This is a genomic window from Chitinophaga sp. CF118, from assembly GCF_900112615.1.
GTDB lineage: Bacteria > Bacteroidota > Bacteroidia > Chitinophagales > Chitinophagaceae > Chitinophaga.
In genome coordinates this window covers 140,543-159,208 of record NZ_FOMK01000015.1, presented here as the reverse complement: position 1 = coordinate 159,208, position 18,666 = coordinate 140,543, and the positions used below count along the sequence as shown (strand labels likewise).

Below are 18,666 nucleotides of genomic sequence, written 5' to 3'. Positions count from 1 at the left end.
AAATTTACGTCTGCTCTTTTTTGTCATTATGTAGGCAATTTAAGATTAAAATTTTTTATCTTAACTGCCGGTCCTTTTTTCGGGGTCCATTATAATAATACCATATTCATGGTATTGATTTACCTGATGCCATAAGTATTCCCCATATATCTGGTATTGTTTGCATTTTCTGCTGTCTTTACTTTTAGTCGATCTATTTTATCTCCGTGAAAAATGGAATTGACCCCAGGAAAGATAGAATGTTTTATTTGAATCTGTACTACACAAACGAATTGTAAAACATAAACTAATTAGCAATGCAAACTCTACAAAAAAGCTTCATCTATAGTGGAGATTTTAAAAAGGCACCCGTAAAAAGTATCAGTTTAAATTTTAAAATACCGGTGTATGAATATGCTGAGAGTAACTCAGCCGGCAATGAGCCCATTACCAGAAAGATTATAGGTACAGATTCAACGATTATTGATAAAGATTTAAGTTCAAGAGAGTATACGGTGAAGCTGCCTGATAATATTATCATTGGTAAGGATGATTTAAACTTCCAGAAGTTTTTATTGTATTCGGTTGACAGCAAGAAACTGGATAATTTCTCTACAACAATTGAAGTTGAATATACTGTTGATGCAGTAAATAAAATTGGGAGTAAGTCATTTGAAGCAATTTATTTTTATAAATTGATACCCCAACACCTTATGTTCAATAGGGTAAACAATCTTGAATTTGATACAGAACATCTGATCTTAATTAATAAAGACTCCTATCTCAGCCTGCTGAAGAGACTGAGCAAATTTTCTCCATCGCAGGACGAATTTTACCTACTGGAGATTATTTTGAAGTTAATTGATTTTAATACTGAGTTTCCTTTCTTACTGAAAAAAATCCCTGATGAAGTAAGAATTGCCGTTTTAGATATTTTAAAAAGCGATAACCCTGAAGCATGGGAAATAATAATAAGGAGTTTCCCCGACCTGTTTGATTTTCCTCTTTCAATTCCTGAAATAAAAACAGTTGATGCTGCCGGGAAGTTTACCGTCCTGACAAGTGACAATTCAATAATTACTAAAAACGAATTGTCGTATTACGACCTTCTATTAGAATATACAATCAATGATGGAAAGAACACTTACCAGGCCATCCATGTAGATATGGAAAAAGCCGGGGACTCTCTTCAAAACAACAGTATTAACTTTTCCTTTACTGACGATAGAAAAATAATTCTCACCAATATACAGGGGACTCTTTCCATAAAAGTAAAAGGTTTTGATGGCTCTATATTATGGTCAAAACAATTTGCGCCTGATGCACCGGAATTACAGGAACTAAAGATAGAAGTCCCGTTGATGAAGCCTGTCAGACTTACGCCGCTTGACAAAAAAGCTCCTCCCGATAGCAATAAAAAAATAAGAGGACAGGTGATCGCTTATAATAAGGACTGTTCTCTTAAAGACATTTCAGTAATCATCAAGGCAAAAAAAGATGGTGGGGAAACATTCCAGATCGTAGGTTCTGCAAAGACGGATAATTCGGGAAACTTCTTTATGCCATATCCTTTTGGACGTTATACTGAAGCACAGGCAATTGTTTCCCTTGCACCGGACGATCCTGTTAGTGTTCCTGTGTCAAATGATAATGAGAATAATCAAACCATTTCCGACGATTTTTTATTCCTGCTGGTTACTAATGCCGATTGCTCTCCTGATAAAGAAGATGATTGCGATTGCCATTCTCCCAAGAAAGCTTCCCGGCTGCCTGATCATGACGACCTGATAAAATCTGACGAATATTCGCAGGACCTGGGCGGGGGCTGCATCAATCTCTCCACGCCTAACCGTACATTAAGTGAATACAATTATCAGGCAGTAGTCCGTACTTCCGACCCGGATGTTGCAAACTATACTTTGACAAAGACAACAAACTTGTCTTCTATCTTATCAGTTAATGAATTCCTTGCTGGTACCTCAACCAAAAGCCCAATCGACGTGGCTTTTCAGTTAACACCAGGGCCAGGAAAAATCGAGAGAAAACCTATCGATCTGAACAATATAGTGAAATGGCAGGATGATCCGGGTGATAAGATTAATTTAGAACTTTATCAGGCAGTGACTATTGCTACTGGCCACATCCTGCATTACAAGTCGAAGTTTAAAGCAGATGGTTATTCCCTGGGAGATCTGTTATATTCACTGGCACTGGCACCCGGACAGAAAAAAGAAATAGTTGTCTTTGATTCTACTCATTCATTACTGGGATCTGAAACGCAACAATCTACCCAGAGAGAAAAACTGGCAGCAGCAATTGTAAACGACAGAACTGTTACGGATCAATTGGGTGGAAACCTGAATGAAGCTATGCAGGGGCAAAGCACCGCCACTACAAGTGGTATAAGCGCCGGTGGTGGCCTTGGTTTTAGTTATGGTGGTTTTGGTGCTTCATTAGGCGTATCCGGGGGAACTTCCACTACAGACGCTTCTGCTTCACAAAACAGTGCAAGAGATGTGTCGCAGTTTTTCGATGAGAAATTGAAGCAAAGCATTATGCAGAATTCCGAAAGCTACAGGCAATTGAATTCTTCTGTTGTAACTACCGTAAAAGAAAATCAAAAATACTCAGCCACTACCGAAGTGGTAGCAAATCACAATCATTGTCATGCACTCACTATTTTATATTTTGAAGTATTGCGTCATTTTGCAGTTTACCAGGAGCTGTCAAGTGTGGAAGAATGTGTGTTTGTACCTTTCCTGATGACAAACTTTTCTCCCGAAAATATTTATAAATGGCGGGATGTGATTGCTCCCCGCCTGTTGCCAATGCCTTCCAATACTTATATGTCTGTGGTTGGCTTTGGTGGTGGTTATCAGCACCCACTGCTTAAAGCATTCGATGCCAACGAAAGAATAAAATCCAACTATGCCTATGTTGATTTTCCATCAGGATCCTATGATGATGAGCGGATCACCAATATTACAGGTTCTATAGACATCAGAGTGAATATTGAACAACCCAAAACACTATATGACCGCATCAAAACATTTCCTCTGATTACAACCCAGACAGATTTTGGTGATTTCCTTAGCCATATTGGTGATGGCTTATTTGGTAAAACTTCTCTCACACGTCCGGATATGAATGACTATGTGAAAGTAGATCCCAATTTTACCTCTGTACCTCCGAAAGACTGCATACGAATAGTGAAATTTGATGCAAAACTATTTGATACTACACTAACCCGCATTGATACAGCGCAGTGGAATGCATATGCAAGGATACTTAATAAGGGAAGTAATATCGTAAATGATATCGACAATATAGCTGATATGCTGAACCGATATTTCTTTGGTAAGTTGATTTCTGAATGGGACGATGTATTTAATAACAGGCTTGCTCCGGACTTATTCAAGGCGATAGTAGAAACTATATATTTTAAACCAATGAAGGGTGGAAAAAGTATAACTGGTGATTTTTCAACTTCGGCTAAATACAATGGTGGCGAAAGATTAATGAAGGTAGATTTTGATGGACAAACAGGTTTAAAACGCAATGAATTTGAAGAGCATATCACACTGGACAGCAATGATGCAACCGTGAAAAGTTTAAATATTTTATTGAATGTTCAAAGCATTCAAATATATTACTCAACACCGCATTACAACGGACCGCTGTTTTATGGTTACAGCGGCGACGATCTACTGGACGGAACAACATTATATATTCCGGAAAATACCGAAGAAAAAAGGAACCCAAGAAAAGAAGATATTTTCCTCGTCAATAAACTCATCGAACACTTAAACAGCAATCTTGAATATTACAATAAAATCCTCTGGTACCGGTTGGATCCAGACAGGAGATATATGTTGCTGGATGGCTTTGGAATTGAGCTGTACGACAGGGCAGGGGCTAAACTCCCTAATTTAAGAAGCCTGGCCTCTGTGGTTAAGAATCAGTTGATAACAGTTGCGGGTAACTCCCTGGTATTCCCTGTGGCCGCAGGTTATAAGGTGAGCAACTCATTTATTGAGGAAGCAGCACCTAACGGCAACCCGGAAGAAGTTACACTGTTCGACCATTACAAACCACTTACACCGGTAGAGCCTTACCGCATTAGTGTGCCTTCAAGAGGTGTGTTTGCAGAAACACTACAATCTTATTGCAATGCCTGTGAAAAAATTGAAACCGACCGTCTGCAGGATTGGAATAAGTTTCCTAATACAGACGAACCAACGCCTTTTGCTCCAATAACAGTACCTACACCCACTATTACAGACTGGAAGGCTGCCTTTAAAGACTTCGCTCCACCTATGGTGAATATTCAGAATGCACCTGCTCTGCCTACTCCAGGCGCAGGACTGGCGGGCTTGTCAGATTTACTTGGAAAGAGCGGCGTATTTAAAGACATAACTGGTTTGGATGCAACACAGCAGACTGCATTAAAAACATATTTATCAAACCAGGATAGTGCAAAATCCTATGCGGAAATGGCCAAAGAACTGGCCATGCAGGATCACAATACGCAGCACTCCGATAAAATATCTGATTCTTTAAAACAAGCCAGGGACAGCGGAGCGATTAGTCAGGAAGAATACAATAAGCTTACAAAACAACATTTGCAACAGCAGATTGATGGCGGGAAATCGGAAGGAGAGGAGACTAAAAGTAAAAAACAGGAAACGTCTCCAATAAGTGCGGCGGTCGATTTAGCCAAAACAAGAAAGGGGAATTTTTCGGCAACAGAAACTACGGTTGGAGGCTCTAAAACAGCAGAGTTTAAAACCATAAACGATAAAGGTCCTCAGTATGATTTTACTGTACCTGGAACAATAGTGCCAATAAAACAACAAACCCCTAATGCTTGCTGGGCTACGGTCACTACGATGATGGCTAACTGGAAGAAGAAGCAAAATCAGTCAGTTAATGATTATATCACTGCAGTTGGTCCGGAATATATTCCCTTCATAAAAACCGGTATCACCATTGAGAAACTAGGTGCTTTTTGTAATACTACCAGGTTGAAAATGGCATCCTCCAATACTGAATATCCTGTTAGTTTTTATTATGATATTCTTCAGAAGAATGGACCAATATGGGTGATTGACCTTGAAAGTTCAGACCCTAAAATGCTGCATGGTCGCTTGCTTATAGGTATTAAAGGCGATGACAGCAGCAATACAACCATGTTTACCATTATTGATCCCGCTACAGGCAGTAAGTATGACGAAGCGCTCTCTGTATTTATAGCCAAAACTGAGAATGTGGTGAAAACCATAGATGCAGTAAAAGATGTACAGATACCTTTACTCATTTACTATAAAGATGCTTATGATAAATCCCTTTATGGAAATACTACCGGAGGTGCTATAATAGGTTCCGGTGATAATCAAACACGGGTCAGGGCTTTTAATCCAGTGAATGAAAATACGCTTGTTGTCAATGGTGAAGAAGGTCCGGTGGTTGCCAACCTGACTAACTGGACTGGATTATATAAAAAACCGGATGGCAGTTTTTCTGAAGATAAAAAAACTTCTGACAGGCATTTTCAGGATTTGGTTGATACTTCAATAACGAGATATTGCGCAGGTGCTTATAGGGCGCCGGAAGCTCTGGATAAAATAGTCCTTCATGAAACAGCAGGATTTGGCGACTTTAAAACTATTTCACAGTTTTCGGTTATCAAATTCCCGGATGTTAATCCGACGAAATCTTTCAAAGCGATGCCTCATTTTTGTATTAATAAGGATGGTTCAATAATTCAGTTCCTGGATGTCTGCGAACTGGCTAATCACGGCGATCCTATTAATAGCTCAAGCATCGGCATTGAATTTGTAAATCATCCGTGGGGGCAGGAAGGATTATCACAGGATGGAACCGTAAAGGACGGTATTACACCGTTGGAAATACCTGCAATTCCTACTCTTCCGAGTTTAAATGGGAAAGGAGTAAAAACCTGCCTGTATATTCCCAGTCAGACGCAACTTGAATCTTTGGTTACTTTGCTCAAAGCATTATTTGCCCATTCTTTGTTAACCTCTTTAAAACAAACATGGCTGAATGTGATTAATATTAACCCCAAAAAAATAGCAACAGAGAAACTTGACGACCTGAAAGCCTATTTTATTATTAATAATGCTACCACCTTCCTTAATGATGCTAAATTAAGGAATATCACCCCGGATGGATGGTCAATCAGCAGTCCTGGTGTATATAACCATGCGCTGTATGCTGGTCATACTGATGGAATGATACAGAGTTTTTACACATGGTTAAGAATAGGACAGAAAATGAACCAATCAGATGCTATGACAACGTTTAAAGCATTTATTGGTACGGGTAGTAGTCGACAAGACGCTGGTGGTAGTACCTCGCTGGTAGATGTTAGTAAGATTGTTTTTCAGGTAGTGTAGAAATTGTTTGTTTTCCGAATGGGAATAGTTAGGCGATAATGCTTGATTATTCCCATTTTTGTGTCGGCTTATTTAGTGGATGTAAACATTTTTTCATTTAACACTTTACGCTATTTTTTAAATGAAAATAACCACGGGAACAAATCTGGCTCAGCAAATACATTGGTATCGATGTTATGTTTTAAGCCTGGGTATTCTGTATATTTCGCATTTTTTGCACCGCTATGCTGTAACGCTGTAATCAGGCTCCTATCGGGCCAAGGGTTAATAATGTCATCAATTGCACCGTGAAAAATCCACACTGGAACGTTGGATGCTCTTTTAGGATATAGCTCTACATTAGCCTGCCCGCATATAGGGAAAGCGGCCGCAAAATAATCGGGATAATGGATTATCAAATCGTAAGTGCCAAAGGCACCAAGCGAACTGCCGCCCAGGTAAATTCTTTTTATGTCTGCGATTTTATGTTCAGCTAAACTGTCAATTAAAAGTTTTACCAACCGTTCCGGTGTTGAAAGTGCCAGGGTGTTCATCGTATGGTTAAATGCTACTGTTGTATCGTAGGGCGGTCCCGGAGGGATTTTGTTCCACATGCTGTCCGCAGGGCATTGCGGGAAAACTACAAAGGCAGGAAATTTTTTCCGGACCGGATCATTTAAGAAAAAACGACCAGTTTCGGCGAGTTGATGTTCATTGTCATTCCCTCTTAGGCCCGCAGAATGCAGGAAAACTACCAACGGATAGGACTTTTCTTTCCTATAGTTTTCAGGATATAAAATTCTGTAACGTAACGTGTCTTTGCCCCGAATAAAGAATGCTTTTTTATATGCGCTGAAATCCTGAGCCTGGGCGAAATGAATGCTTATTAATAGCGTAAGAAGAGGAACAATTTTTTTCATATCTATATTTTGAAAATAATTACTAATGTGGAAACCCCAGTTCTCTCAACCCGCTATATCTATCAAGATATGCACTTTGACGGACAAAAAGAATGCCATTCCCTAAATAGTTCACTTGAAAGGAATTAGTTTCTGGCAACTGTGGCATTGTAGGGTGTCGTGTTTTAGATGAGGAAGTACAAAAAACATTTTCAATGAAAGGAGCTTGTAATCAATGAATTATGAAATAATGTTTATTTTTTTTGAAAAATTCCGATCGTTTTGCATGGCTAAATCGTCAATAGATAAAAACAAACAAAGATGGAAAATCTAAAAGACAAAGTAGCCGTGATATTTGCAGCATCGGGAGAAATTGCAGGCGCAGTTGCCCGTTCATTCGCCCAACATGGTGCAAAGGTGTATGTCACCGCAATGCATCTCGAAAACCTTACCTATAGAAAACCAGGTAGCGTTGATATTAAAAGATATTTACGATTTTCAAATCAAAGAAATTTGCCTCATCCTGGAGAAGACGGAAGGCGTTGTAAAACATCTCCTGAACTTTTCGAGGGATACGATGACCAGCATTTTTGATAATAGGTGTGCCCTGGTAAATAAAAACGGCGTTTGCGACCAATGCAGTCAACTGAATGGAATATTTAACCCCAAACAAGATCAACAGGAGCAGCGAATGAAACTGGAATTAGTAAAAGAGTCAAGTAAATTTAATAGAGCGGAACTTTTTGCATTGAGGGCAAAATTGGTAAAAGCAATTGATCCTCTGCACAGTTCAGGCGCAGACCTCCAGGATATTATTATGAGATGCACCAGGACGGCAATTGGTGAAGTAGATAATTTCTTTGACCAGAAACGGGGTAAGGCAGAGTAAGTTATATTGGCCAATCCTCTAACATCAAAAAGACATATGTTCGAGAATTGTATCGTAACGCCGAATGATAGGGACGATAATCCAAAATGTAATCTTCAGATTCTCCAGTTTCAGGCTGAAATAATGGATCTTCTGCGGAAGTTCAATTTGAATTGCAGATAAAGTTTATGTAAAGAAGAAAAATACCAACTACTTGGTATTTTATAACCCATCACATTTCTTTAGCTTAGCTTTTAAATATAATAATGTCGATCTAATCTTTTAACCTGTGCTTAACCTCATTTCCCTAAACTAATGATCATAACAAGCTATTAAGTAGTTTGTTTAATGGGTAACTAATGGGTTGGAGATTTCCACATCGACTAGCATAATAGAAAATATTTTCTGACATGAGAATTTCTCAATTTGCCTTTCAAAACAGCTTTGTTTGAGTGAATTAATATGCACGGGCATCTGGAAAATAATCCGGGATATTACAGCAGGACACTGAATTTCACATCATAAAAGATCGACTCTCCGTAATATATAGAGCAACGTTCTTCCCTAATTAACCACAATTTGAATTGTTAAAATAAATAGTCATTTTATAACTCTTGCTGCTTGAATTTTCCTCAGGATGATTTTCGAATAATGTTATCTGCATGTCAGACATCACGTATTATTTTCACCTTTAACCAAACTTAATAACTGTGTAGCATGGACATTGTAACCGATCTTACGGCCGAGGCAGTATCTTACCTCACGCTGTTTCAGGACATCCTTAAAAGTAAGCCTGCCAATAATTTGTCGCAGAAACTGGTTAACAAAAAAGATTGGGTAGAATTAACTATTGATGATATTCTTGTCGAGGACCTAAGACTGAGTCAACGAAACCGGATAAAGGATTTGATCTGGCATAGCCCTACAGTAGCAGATTTTAACAACCTCTCAGAACGATACTTTACCAAAATCCTTCATCTTTTGCAATGGTTATCAATCAATGTGAGGACCAGGGATTCAACCCTGCAATGGACCTCATTATTGGGGTATAAGGACAAAAATACCGACCTGGTACTGTTTCGGCCTCCATTTTTCTGGCGTGAACGGATCAGGGCTGTTCTGTACACGCAACCAGAGGAACGCATCGTACTGGTGGAAAGATTACGATATATGCCCTTGCAGGTAATTTTAGCGCTGGCAGATAAGGATAATAAAACCTATCATATACGCCTTTACCAGTTATACGAGGGCCCGTTACATACAACCGGTGTTCCCGATCATAAGGATATCCTGAGTAGTGCGGATAGAGATACTTATAAAACATGGTGGAATGGAAAGGAAGAGCAAGCCAAACGTTATCTGACTAACGATTATAAACTTCTCTGTGCACTTAAAGGGAAAAATTTCCCTTTACCGTTTGAAACACTTTTCCGGGATGAACTGATTGAAATATCAAAGGCGAGGAAGGCCAGGGAAAAAGAATGGAGCATAACATTTGCAGGGAAGGATGATAATACCAGGGAACAACGGACGAGTTACGCTCACAAAGAGGAGGTATTTGATCCTTTAATAAAAGCCAGAGATATGAAGCTAATGGGTATTGCATTATCTGGCGGTGGTATTAGGTCTGCTACATTTAATTTGGGGATTTTACAACGACTGGCAAGCTTAAACGTCCTTCATCAATTTGATTATATGTCAACAGTATCGGGTGGCGGTTATATTGGCACCTGGTTGACTTCATGGATAAAACGGTCAGGGTCGTTCTGTAAAATTAATGACCGTTTAAGTCCGGACAAGTCCGGAGATCCACTGGCGGACGAAGTTCGCCCTATTCGCTGGCTTAGGATGTTCAGTAATTATTTATCCCCTAACGTTGGTATTATGTCGACCGACGCCTGGACTACCGGCATAACGTGGCTTAGAAACACTGTTATTAACCAGGTTGTTTTGTTACTTAGCTTGTTAACTGTGCTCTCTTTGATTTCGGATATTTATGTAGGATGGAAAGCCTCTAAAGACCATATGACTGCACTAAGTCCACTTCAGATTCTTTTGTACACTATGGTCATGCTAATCCCTGGCTCCCTGCTAATCGCCGTAGCCATGCGATCTTTTTGCAAAATTGATAAAGAATCGACAGATGCTCACTGTCCCCAAATTTGGGAAAGGTTAAAACTTAGCCTTTCATACATGACGAAAGTAACTGCTTTTACTCCGCACTTATTAGTACTCTGGGGAAGCCTTTGTGCGTTGTTAATTAGTATGTATTTCGTCGCAACAGGCAGACCTCCTTCTGATATTAAAACCGGAATGTGGATATTCCTTATTATTGCCATCTCTGCACTTGCAGCCTTCCTTTGGCTTGCATTACGGGGAAACTACCACATTAGACAGGATCCGATGCAAAATGATAGTGAGATTGCCACAAAGACTTTAGAGAACAACACACACAAATCCTGCAAGCCCACTATTCTTGCTATCATCTTATCATCTATAGTAGCATCTGCAGCATTCGCTTTCCTGTTAGGTATATACTGGATGAATATCAACACTATTTACGACTTTGTAAATCTTCATACCATAATAGATCCTGAAAAAATTATTGCGGTGACAGGCGTACCCATTATCCTGGAAATTTTTTCAATAGCAGTAATTATTAGAATGGCACTAATGGGCAACCTGTTTCCTGACTACCGGCGTGAATGGTGGGGCAGACTGGGTGGTTATATCCACCGCTTTATACTCTTTTGGATAATTGTTAGTTTCGCATCCTTAATTATGCATGACCTGTGGAAATACTACTTTAAACGGCTTGATACCATGGATATCCTGACTACCCTGGGTATCATGGGTGGATGGTCAGGAGTTGTTGGCTGGGGAGTAAAAAAAGCATTTGAATCAAAGGAGGAGACTTCGAAGAAAACGAAGAACCCTACAGCTAAGATAATTAAAATCGTTCCGTTTATTTTTATGATTGGCGTGCTTTTAATTGGCTCCTGGATTAACGAAAAAATCAGATTTCCGGATAATGGATTAACTCCAATATATTCCGGCAAGTGGCACTGGTGCAACAACCTATTGCTCACTCTCGTTTTGGCGGGCATCACTCTTCTGTTAAGCTGGCGGATTGGTGTAAATGAATTTTCGTTGCATCATTTTTACCGGAACCGATTGATCAGGGCTTTCCTTGGGGCAACGCGGAGCAGGGCAGACAGGATAAAGACAGCCAATGCTTTTACTGGTTTTGATACCAATGATGATATTTTATTATCATCCATATGCGTTGAGAATGGTTATTTTGGACCATTCCCGCTTATCAACGCAGCCCTGAACGCTACCGTGGTGTCGGCCCTGGACAGGCAAGACAGGAAGGCTGAATCCTTTATTTTTTCACCCCTGTATTGCGGGTACGACTTTAGCCCCACACGCTCTTCTACTTACAATATTGATCATACCTATGAATATGGATACAGGCCAACTGCTGAATTCTCCAATAAAAACGGCGGACCAACCCTCGGTACTGCTATGGCCATATCAGGTGCTGCGGTCAATCCAAACTCAGGTCATCATTCTTCTGCTCCCCTGGCATTTTTACTAACCCTGTTTAATTTACGTTTAGGTTGGTGGATAGGTAATCCAAGACGGAAGAAATGGAGAAATCCGAATCCAACATTTGGTTTATTATACCTGATACGGGATCTCATTGGCAAATCTGATATTAATATGAATTTTGTCTGTCTTTCTGATGGTGGGCATTTCGATAACATGGGCTTATACGAACTCGTTAGGAGACGTTGTCATTATATTCTGCTTGGGGATGGTGAACAGGACGAGGACGCCGCTTGTGAAGGACTGGCAAACGCGATCAGGCGGTGCCGTATTGACTTTGGTGTTGAGATTGATATTGATATTACTGCAATTGCTAAAAAAGATAAAGAGTCAAAACATATTGTTAAAGGCGATATAATTTATCCTGGAGAGAGCCAGAAAAAAGGAACTTTGATCTACATCAAAACTACCTTAACAGGAGATGAATCTGTGGATATCCGGGAATATGCTTTAGCTAATCCTGACTTTCCGCAACAGTCAACCGGCGATCAATTTTTTGACGAAGCCCAGTTTGAAAGTTATCGTAAACTAGGGTACCATTCAATTAGAAAGATAGATGAACTGCATCTGCCATAATTTTCATGCGTAGAAAGAAGATTTAAATTATGAGGGGCAAATCACACTTGTGATGATTTGCCCCTTTTTCTTTGCCCGATAGTTTCATTTCAGATGCTCCATCTTGGCGAAAACGACATTTACTTCCCCGGTTCGAAATGCTAATACTCATGCTAGCGGGCATTAATCCTGATAAACCTCATAAAGAACTCTTTCAAAAAAAATATTTTGTGTTAACATTTTATAAACATGAGGATAGCAAAATTTTCCAGATAATTGCGCTTATGATCCCTGTAGAATTATATACATATTATAAATTCCATCTTGTATTTAAACATGTACAAGGAACAATTGCTGTTCTTGAACACTGGTTTCCAATTATCTTCGGAAGCGGGAAGGAACGCTTTTTCTCATCTTCCTGATCAAATTAATTATCATTGGAAATCCCCACAGAAGTGGTTTTTAACCTATGGTATAACAAAAATAAATAAAGTAGAGTATAACTATAATTACACCGAAACATCACCAATAAAAACCAAACAATCCCGGTTTACCTGCCTGGTGAACATATACTTGCCCGTGAGGATACAATAATCAACAATAAACCACCATGATGAATTCTAAAGATGCTTTTGACGATTCTGAAATAGTGAGAAGATTGAATCAGCGGGATAACGCTGCTTTCACTCTTGTTTATGAGCAGTACTCACCCCTTCTCACAGTTCACGCCATTAAGATGACTAACAATAACGCATTTGTTAAGGATTTAGTCCAGGATACCTTCTCTTCCTTATTGGAAAAAATGGGAAATCTTAACCCGGAAATTTCAGTAGGGGGTTATCTGTATATAACCCTTCGCAGAAAAATCATGAACATGGATAAAAGAGATGAACTCCGTGCTAATTATATAGATTCTCTCCAGGATTACCTGGATGGAAAGAATTATGAGGCTGATGGGCAATTATTGTATAAAGAATTCAGGGAGCTGATAGACAAAGAAATTGCCAGACTTCCCCGAGCTATGCGGAAGGCTTTTGAAATGAGCAGAAAAGAGTATTTAAGTCATCAGGAAATTGCTGAAGCTACCGGTACTAGCGAGGAAACGGTTAAACGACAAATATCATATAGCATAAAAACGTTACGCGCCAGGTTAATCAGGCATTTTTACTTACTTATCATGTTGCTACTTCTTATAGTCAATAAAATAATTCACAAAATATAATTGAGGCCAATCTACCCCTTTACCCTTTTTCAATTGTTATATATATAGACAGCAATTTAAAACCAACCAATATTGTTATGAGAAATGATAACATTTAGAGCGTAGCGCTATCTTCTGCTAGAGAATGACTTTTGTCTCTTATGATTGGTATACAATTATCCTTTCCAAATAAAGGATAAGGTTTTCTATTGTCCTGTATAAACGATAAGAAAGTAATGAATGCTGGAAAACGAACCACATCCAGTATTCTATTGTCAAATTTTAAAATGTTTAAATGAAGCAATTGTTCATCGCAAGCGGCATTGGGGTAGGTGTTTTTTATAGCGTTTCATATATGTTGACCAATTTGGCGACAAGTAATATCCATTGGAGCCAGTTTATGATCATTGTCATAACCTTGCCAGTGCTATTCATTCTGCTCAGCGTATTTATATTAAAATTCGCATCTGGTATCGAAGAGGAAAACTTTATGCAACTGGTTAAAATAATTTTAAAATTTATCCATGAAACTTTAAAGTTTCTATTTGAAAGAAAAGATAAAATATAACACTAGTAATAACTAACATAATATCATCATGGTAGAAAAGGATGCCTCAAAATTGCTGGACAAGTACTACGAAAACAAGTGTTCCCAGGAAGAAATTTTCATGATAGAAAGCTGGTATTTTCATATGGCCGGGACAATTGAGCATGAAATAGATGAAGCACTGGTTGAATCCATTTGCAAGGAAATCTGGGATAATATTAATCCTGATCGAAAAAAGAAGGTCATAAGTCTTTACCGTGTTGCCGCGGCAGCTGCAGTGTTAGTTCTGGTGCTAGGTAGTTTGTGGTATTTTAACGATCATGAGAAGGGCACACTCCCTTTAGGGATTGAAAGAATGCCTGTGATAAATAAGGCGATCCTTGAGTTAGCTGATGGTAGAGAGATTTACATGGACAGTACTTCTCAATTTCAAATTGCTACTCAGGAAGGGGTCATTAAAGCGAAGGAAGGAACGCTGATTTATCCGCTAGCTGCATTATCAGATGATTCGGTGTATTCAAAGAACAAACTGACAGTACCTTTAGGGGGCAAATACCAGATCACCCTGCCAGATGGGAGTACGGTATATCTTAATGCCGGCAGCAGCCTTACTTATAGTACAAAATTCTCCCGGAAGGAGAGAAGTGTCAAGCTTGAAGGGGAAGGGTATTTCGAAATTGTTAAAGATATTTCACGACCTTTTAAGGTTAATTGTGCAAGCCAGATCGTGAGGGTATTAGGTACACATTTCAATGTAAGCTGCTATCCGGGTGAGCTGGTTAAGACCACCCTTCTGGAAGGAAAGGTTAAGATTTCTCTTACCTCAAAGTCACCTCAAAAAGACAAAATACTAGATCCAAACCAACAAGCTATCCTTAGCGGACAAGATAGCATCATTATCAGCAAAGTAAATGCTGAGGATGTTATTCTGTGGAAGGATGGCAGTTTTGTTTTTTCTCAAACGCCAATTATAGAGGCATTTCGCCAAATCAGCAGAAGTTATAATGTTGCTGTAGACTATAACAGTCTTCCGAAAGATATAAAATTGGAAGGTTGTAGCAGGGAAAACGTTCCATTATCTGAATTACTTAAACAACTCAGCGATAACATCGGTACGACCCTGGTATTGAAAGGGGACACGATTAAAGCGGAGACTAAAAGCATTCGATAACAGGAACTAGCATAATCCAGAGAAGAGTTAACATTTTGTACTGACAAAGCAATAAGACCAACCAGAATCTCAGGATTTAATAATTCAACTTTTTGAATTTATGTAAATGACCTATGCCAATTTGTTGACAATTAATAATCAAATTAATTCCCTTAGTATGAAATTAAGGTTATGCCTTATATCTATCATCTTATTGGTGGCTGCTAAAACGAATGCGCAACAAGTTTCCTTATCGGTGAGCAACGCAAACCTGAGCGAAGTAATGAAAAGCATCCGTAAACAAACAGGTCTTGCTTTCTTCATTAAAGGAGAATACCTGCATACTGCAAAACCAGTTACGATTAATTTACAGAATGTGCCTGTCAACGAAGCTTTACGTCAAATTTTCATAGACCAGCCATTGACGTACAGGTTAGAGGATAACTGTATTCAAATTATGCCCAAAGCAGTATTAACAATACCGATCGTTGCCGGGCAAGAAGATACTATCAACACCATTAACCTGCATGGAACTGTGATGGATTCTACAGAGAGCCCCGTCATTGGGGCTACTGTAAGGGTAATTGGCGTAAGTGATAAGGTTTCTTATGTCAACGACAATGGAGAGTTTAATGTTTATGGCGTTCCACATGCCGGCTTGTTAATCATTAGCTGCATTGGTTTCGATACCCTTAAAGTCAGATACAGTAACGGAAAGCCAATAAGCTGTCATTTAAAGAGGACTTGTACCATGCTAAAAGAGCAAGTCAAAAAAGGCAACTACAATACTACTAAAGGATTAAATACGGGAAGCGTAAATGCCGTTAAGATCAATGATTTTAGTAAACATCCCCTTAGCGACCAGCTGGCAACTTTAGCAGGGTTAATACCAGGTTTAAATGTTTCCCAATCATCCGGTGTGCCGGGTGCACTTGTAAATGTTAGCATTCGTGGTACAAACAGTATCGGAAATGGAAATGTACCATTGTATCTTATTGATGGTATTCCACTTCATTCTGCATCATTATCACAAGCGGACAATGCTACACCTTCCGGCCTTAGTCCATTTCCGGGTTCAATACCGAATGATATTGAAAGTATTACAGTATTAAAAGATGCAGATGCTACTGCGATTTATGGTTCCAGGGGAGCAAATGGTGTTATTCTGATCACCACTAAAAGGCCGGCACGGGGAGCACGGAAAATTGATATTGATGTTTCCTACGGAATGGGAAAAGTATCCCGGAAGTTAGAGTTGATGAATACATCAGACTATCTTAAAATGAGAAGAGAGGCTTTTCAAAATGATGGTATAAGTCCGGGAGAGAAGGATTATGATATCAATGGATCCTGGGATACCAGCGCTTATACCAACTGGCAAAAAATGTTGATTGGTGAAACGGCGATAATCAGATCTGCTAAAATGAGTTATTCCATAGGTCCAAGGTATACACAAATTAAGTTAACAGGCAGCTACAGGCATGAAACAACCAATTTCCCGGGAGATTTCTACAATCAGAATGCAGCTATTCAAATGAGTCTTCATCACAACAATAAAAATAATAGGTTTCAATCGGATCTTATGATCTATTATATAAACAATAGCTATCATTTGATCTATTATATAAACAATAGCTATCATTTACCGCTAACTGATTTTACAAAGAATATATTGATGGCACCAAATACACCGGAAGTAAATGCCGGCGGACAATTAAACTGGGCTAAAAATACATTTGATAATCCTTTTGGGCTAGAACTACAAAAATCAAATTCATTGATGGAAAACCTGCTTGGCGAGCTTTCACTATCCTATATATTATTACCTGGCTTGCAGATTAAAGCAAATGTAGGATATCATTCCAGCAGGTTAACCGAGCGTACAACTATTCCGTTTAATTCAATGTTGCCCTCCTCAGAGAATCCGTTTAAGCAAAGAGTACGTGTAACCGGGGCCAATGGTGTCAAATTATTGATCACTGAACCGCAAATGAACTATAGTAAGAGATTTGGAATACATCATATCGATGTATTGCTGGGTATGACCTTCCAGGGGAACCGGCAGAAGGCGGAATTACATACAAGCCGGGGATTTTACAGTGATACACTTTTGGAATCCGGAATAGCAAAGGAAACAACAACAATTCTTAGTGCCAGTGACTACCGTTATAATGCAATTTTTGCACGGATTGGATACGACTATCAGGGAAAGTATGTATTAAATCTTACGGGCAGGAGGGATGGGAGCAGCAGGTTTGGCCCCAACAAGCGATTTGGCAACTTCGGGGCTGTTGGTGCGGCGTGGGTGTTCTCAAAAGAAAACATCGTTTATGAAAAATTATCTTTTCTTAGTTATGGAAAAATACGCGGAAGCATTGGTAAAACGGGTAATGATCAATTTCCGGATTATCAGTATTTAAGTACTTATAACACCGATTTTGGATACTTAGGAGCGTCGGGTTTAAGTCCTACTCAATTAACAAATACCTATTACAGTTGGGAAACGATTAATAAGCGTGATATTGCTTTGGAGCTCGGGATCTTAAAGAATCGTGTACTTGCTTCAATTGGCTTTTACCGGAACCGTACCAGCAATCAGTTGCTTGGATATCCTTTACCTGCCATTACAGGATTCTCAACCATAACCGGGAACGTGCCCGCTGTTATCCAAAATAAAGGTATTGAGTTTGAATTGAATTCAACCAATCTGAATAATGGCTCATTGATCTGGACCAGTTCATTCAATATTAGTTTTCCGAAGAATAAGTTGCTGGCTTTCCCTAATATATCGGCAACCGATTACGGAACAAAATATGCAGTGGGCTATCCTCTTACGATAAAGTATTTATATGACTACAAAAGTATGAATCCCGATAACGGCATGTATACTTTTAAGAATCCGGAAATGACCGGCACTCCAGATCAAAAAGGCCTGGTTCCAACATTTATTGGACAAACATATTTTGGAGGGCTTAATAATGCTTTTTACTACAAAGGGATTACGTTTGATTTCACTCTGCAATTCGTAAAACAAACCGGATTTAATTCCATAGGTAATAATATGCCTGGAATGTTTACGCCAAAATCATCTAATCAACTTGTAAAGGTTTTTGATCGTTGGAAAAAAGCAGGCGACCAGGCCCATTATCAAAAGTTCTCTACCGATGCTGATATGAACAAGGCATTTCTAAGGTTTTATCAGAGTAATGGTGCAATTCAGGATGCGTCATACATTCGTTTGAAGAACCTTTATATCTCTTATCAGCTTCCAAAGGCGCGGCTGTTCTGGTATAAATTTCAGGAAGCTAAAATCTATATCACAGGAGAGAATCTTTTCACCATTACTAAATTTGAGGGCATGGATCCCGAATCTCAACAGTATGGATCCGGCCTCAATCTCCCCACACCCCGGATTATAACCGCAGGTATCCAAATAGTTTTATAATCAATTAAATACGAG

General features: G+C 39.1%; 9 protein-coding genes. 8 read left to right on the top strand and 1 reads right to left on the bottom strand.

Translation table 11 applies throughout. The annotated features are described in order from the left end of the window. The first annotated feature begins 296 nt into the window (after positions 1–296). Positions 297–6,395, top strand: coding sequence for a papain-like cysteine protease family protein (locus BM176_RS31420; RefSeq protein ID WP_090108375.1), 6,099 nt, complete (start codon positions 297–299; stop codon positions 6,393–6,395). A gap of 110 nt (positions 6,396–6,505) precedes the next feature. Here BM176_RS31420 and BM176_RS31415 read toward each other — a convergent pair whose 3' ends face one another. Continuing rightward, a complete protein-coding gene (locus BM176_RS31415; protein WP_090108374.1) occupies positions 6,506–7,294 on the bottom strand; it encodes a carboxylesterase family protein in 789 nt (262 codons plus the stop codon). Between the two features lie 300 nt (positions 7,295–7,594). Here BM176_RS31415 and BM176_RS33040 point away from each other — a divergent pair, with 300 nt between their 5' ends. The 7 genes from BM176_RS33040 (at position 7,595) to BM176_RS31380 (ending at position 18,651) form a co-directional block, all read left to right on the top strand. Further along, complete coding sequence (locus BM176_RS33040) at positions 7,595–7,867, top strand: hypothetical protein (RefSeq protein WP_255373624.1); 273 nt, start codon at positions 7,595–7,597, stop codon at positions 7,865–7,867. A 97-nt stretch (positions 7,868–7,964) separates the two neighbouring features. Next, positions 7,965–8,162 carry a hypothetical protein gene (locus tag BM176_RS33035; RefSeq protein WP_255373623.1) on the top strand — a complete coding sequence of 66 codons (198 nt, stop codon included), beginning with the start codon at positions 7,965–7,967 and terminating at the stop codon, positions 8,160–8,162. 696 nt (positions 8,163–8,858) lie between these two features. Further along, the gene (locus tag BM176_RS31405; protein ID WP_218162322.1) at positions 8,859–12,329 is read left to right on the top strand and encodes a patatin-like phospholipase family protein; all 3,471 of its coding nucleotides are present in this window, start codon (positions 8,859–8,861) and stop codon (positions 12,327–12,329) included. A 589-nt stretch (positions 12,330–12,918) separates the two neighbouring features. Beyond that, a complete protein-coding gene (locus tag BM176_RS31395; protein ID WP_090108372.1) occupies positions 12,919–13,530 on the top strand; it encodes an RNA polymerase sigma factor in 612 nt (203 codons plus the stop codon). Positions 13,531–13,804: 274 nt separating this feature from the next. Continuing rightward, entirely contained in the window at positions 13,805–14,077 is a 273-nt protein-coding gene (locus tag BM176_RS31390) for a hypothetical protein (RefSeq protein WP_090108371.1), read from the top strand. Between the two features lie 28 nt (positions 14,078–14,105). Next, complete coding sequence (locus BM176_RS31385) at positions 14,106–15,227, top strand: FecR family protein (RefSeq protein ID WP_090108370.1); 1,122 nt, start codon at positions 14,106–14,108, stop codon at positions 15,225–15,227. Between the two features lie 157 nt (positions 15,228–15,384). Then, positions 15,385–18,651, top strand: a complete 3,267-nt coding sequence (locus tag BM176_RS31380) for a SusC/RagA family TonB-linked outer membrane protein (RefSeq protein ID WP_177230618.1) — start codon at positions 15,385–15,387, stop codon at positions 18,649–18,651. Positions 18,652–18,666: the final 15 nt, after the last annotated feature.

Bases quoted from the DNA above. Each gene is read 5' to 3' on its own strand.
- BM176_RS31405 (WP_218162322.1), top strand. From the start codon at position 8,859: ATGGACATTGTAACCGATCTTACGGCCGAGGCAGTATCTTACCTCACG.
- BM176_RS31380 (WP_177230618.1), top strand. From the start codon at position 15,385: ATGAAATTAAGGTTATGCCTTATATCTATCATCTTATTGGTGGCTGCT.
- BM176_RS31415 (WP_090108374.1), bottom strand. From the start codon at position 7,294: ATGAAAAAAATTGTTCCTCTTCTTACGCTATTAATAAGCATTCATTTC.
- BM176_RS31420 (WP_090108375.1), top strand. From the start codon at position 297: ATGCAAACTCTACAAAAAAGCTTCATCTATAGTGGAGATTTTAAAAAG.
- BM176_RS31390 (WP_090108371.1), top strand. From the start codon at position 13,805: ATGAAGCAATTGTTCATCGCAAGCGGCATTGGGGTAGGTGTTTTTTAT.
- BM176_RS31385 (WP_090108370.1), top strand. From the start codon at position 14,106: ATGGTAGAAAAGGATGCCTCAAAATTGCTGGACAAGTACTACGAAAAC.
- BM176_RS33035 (WP_255373623.1), top strand. From the start codon at position 7,965: ATGAAACTGGAATTAGTAAAAGAGTCAAGTAAATTTAATAGAGCGGAA.
- BM176_RS33040 (WP_255373624.1), top strand. From the start codon at position 7,595: ATGGAAAATCTAAAAGACAAAGTAGCCGTGATATTTGCAGCATCGGGA.
- BM176_RS31395 (WP_090108372.1), top strand. From the start codon at position 12,919: ATGATGAATTCTAAAGATGCTTTTGACGATTCTGAAATAGTGAGAAGA.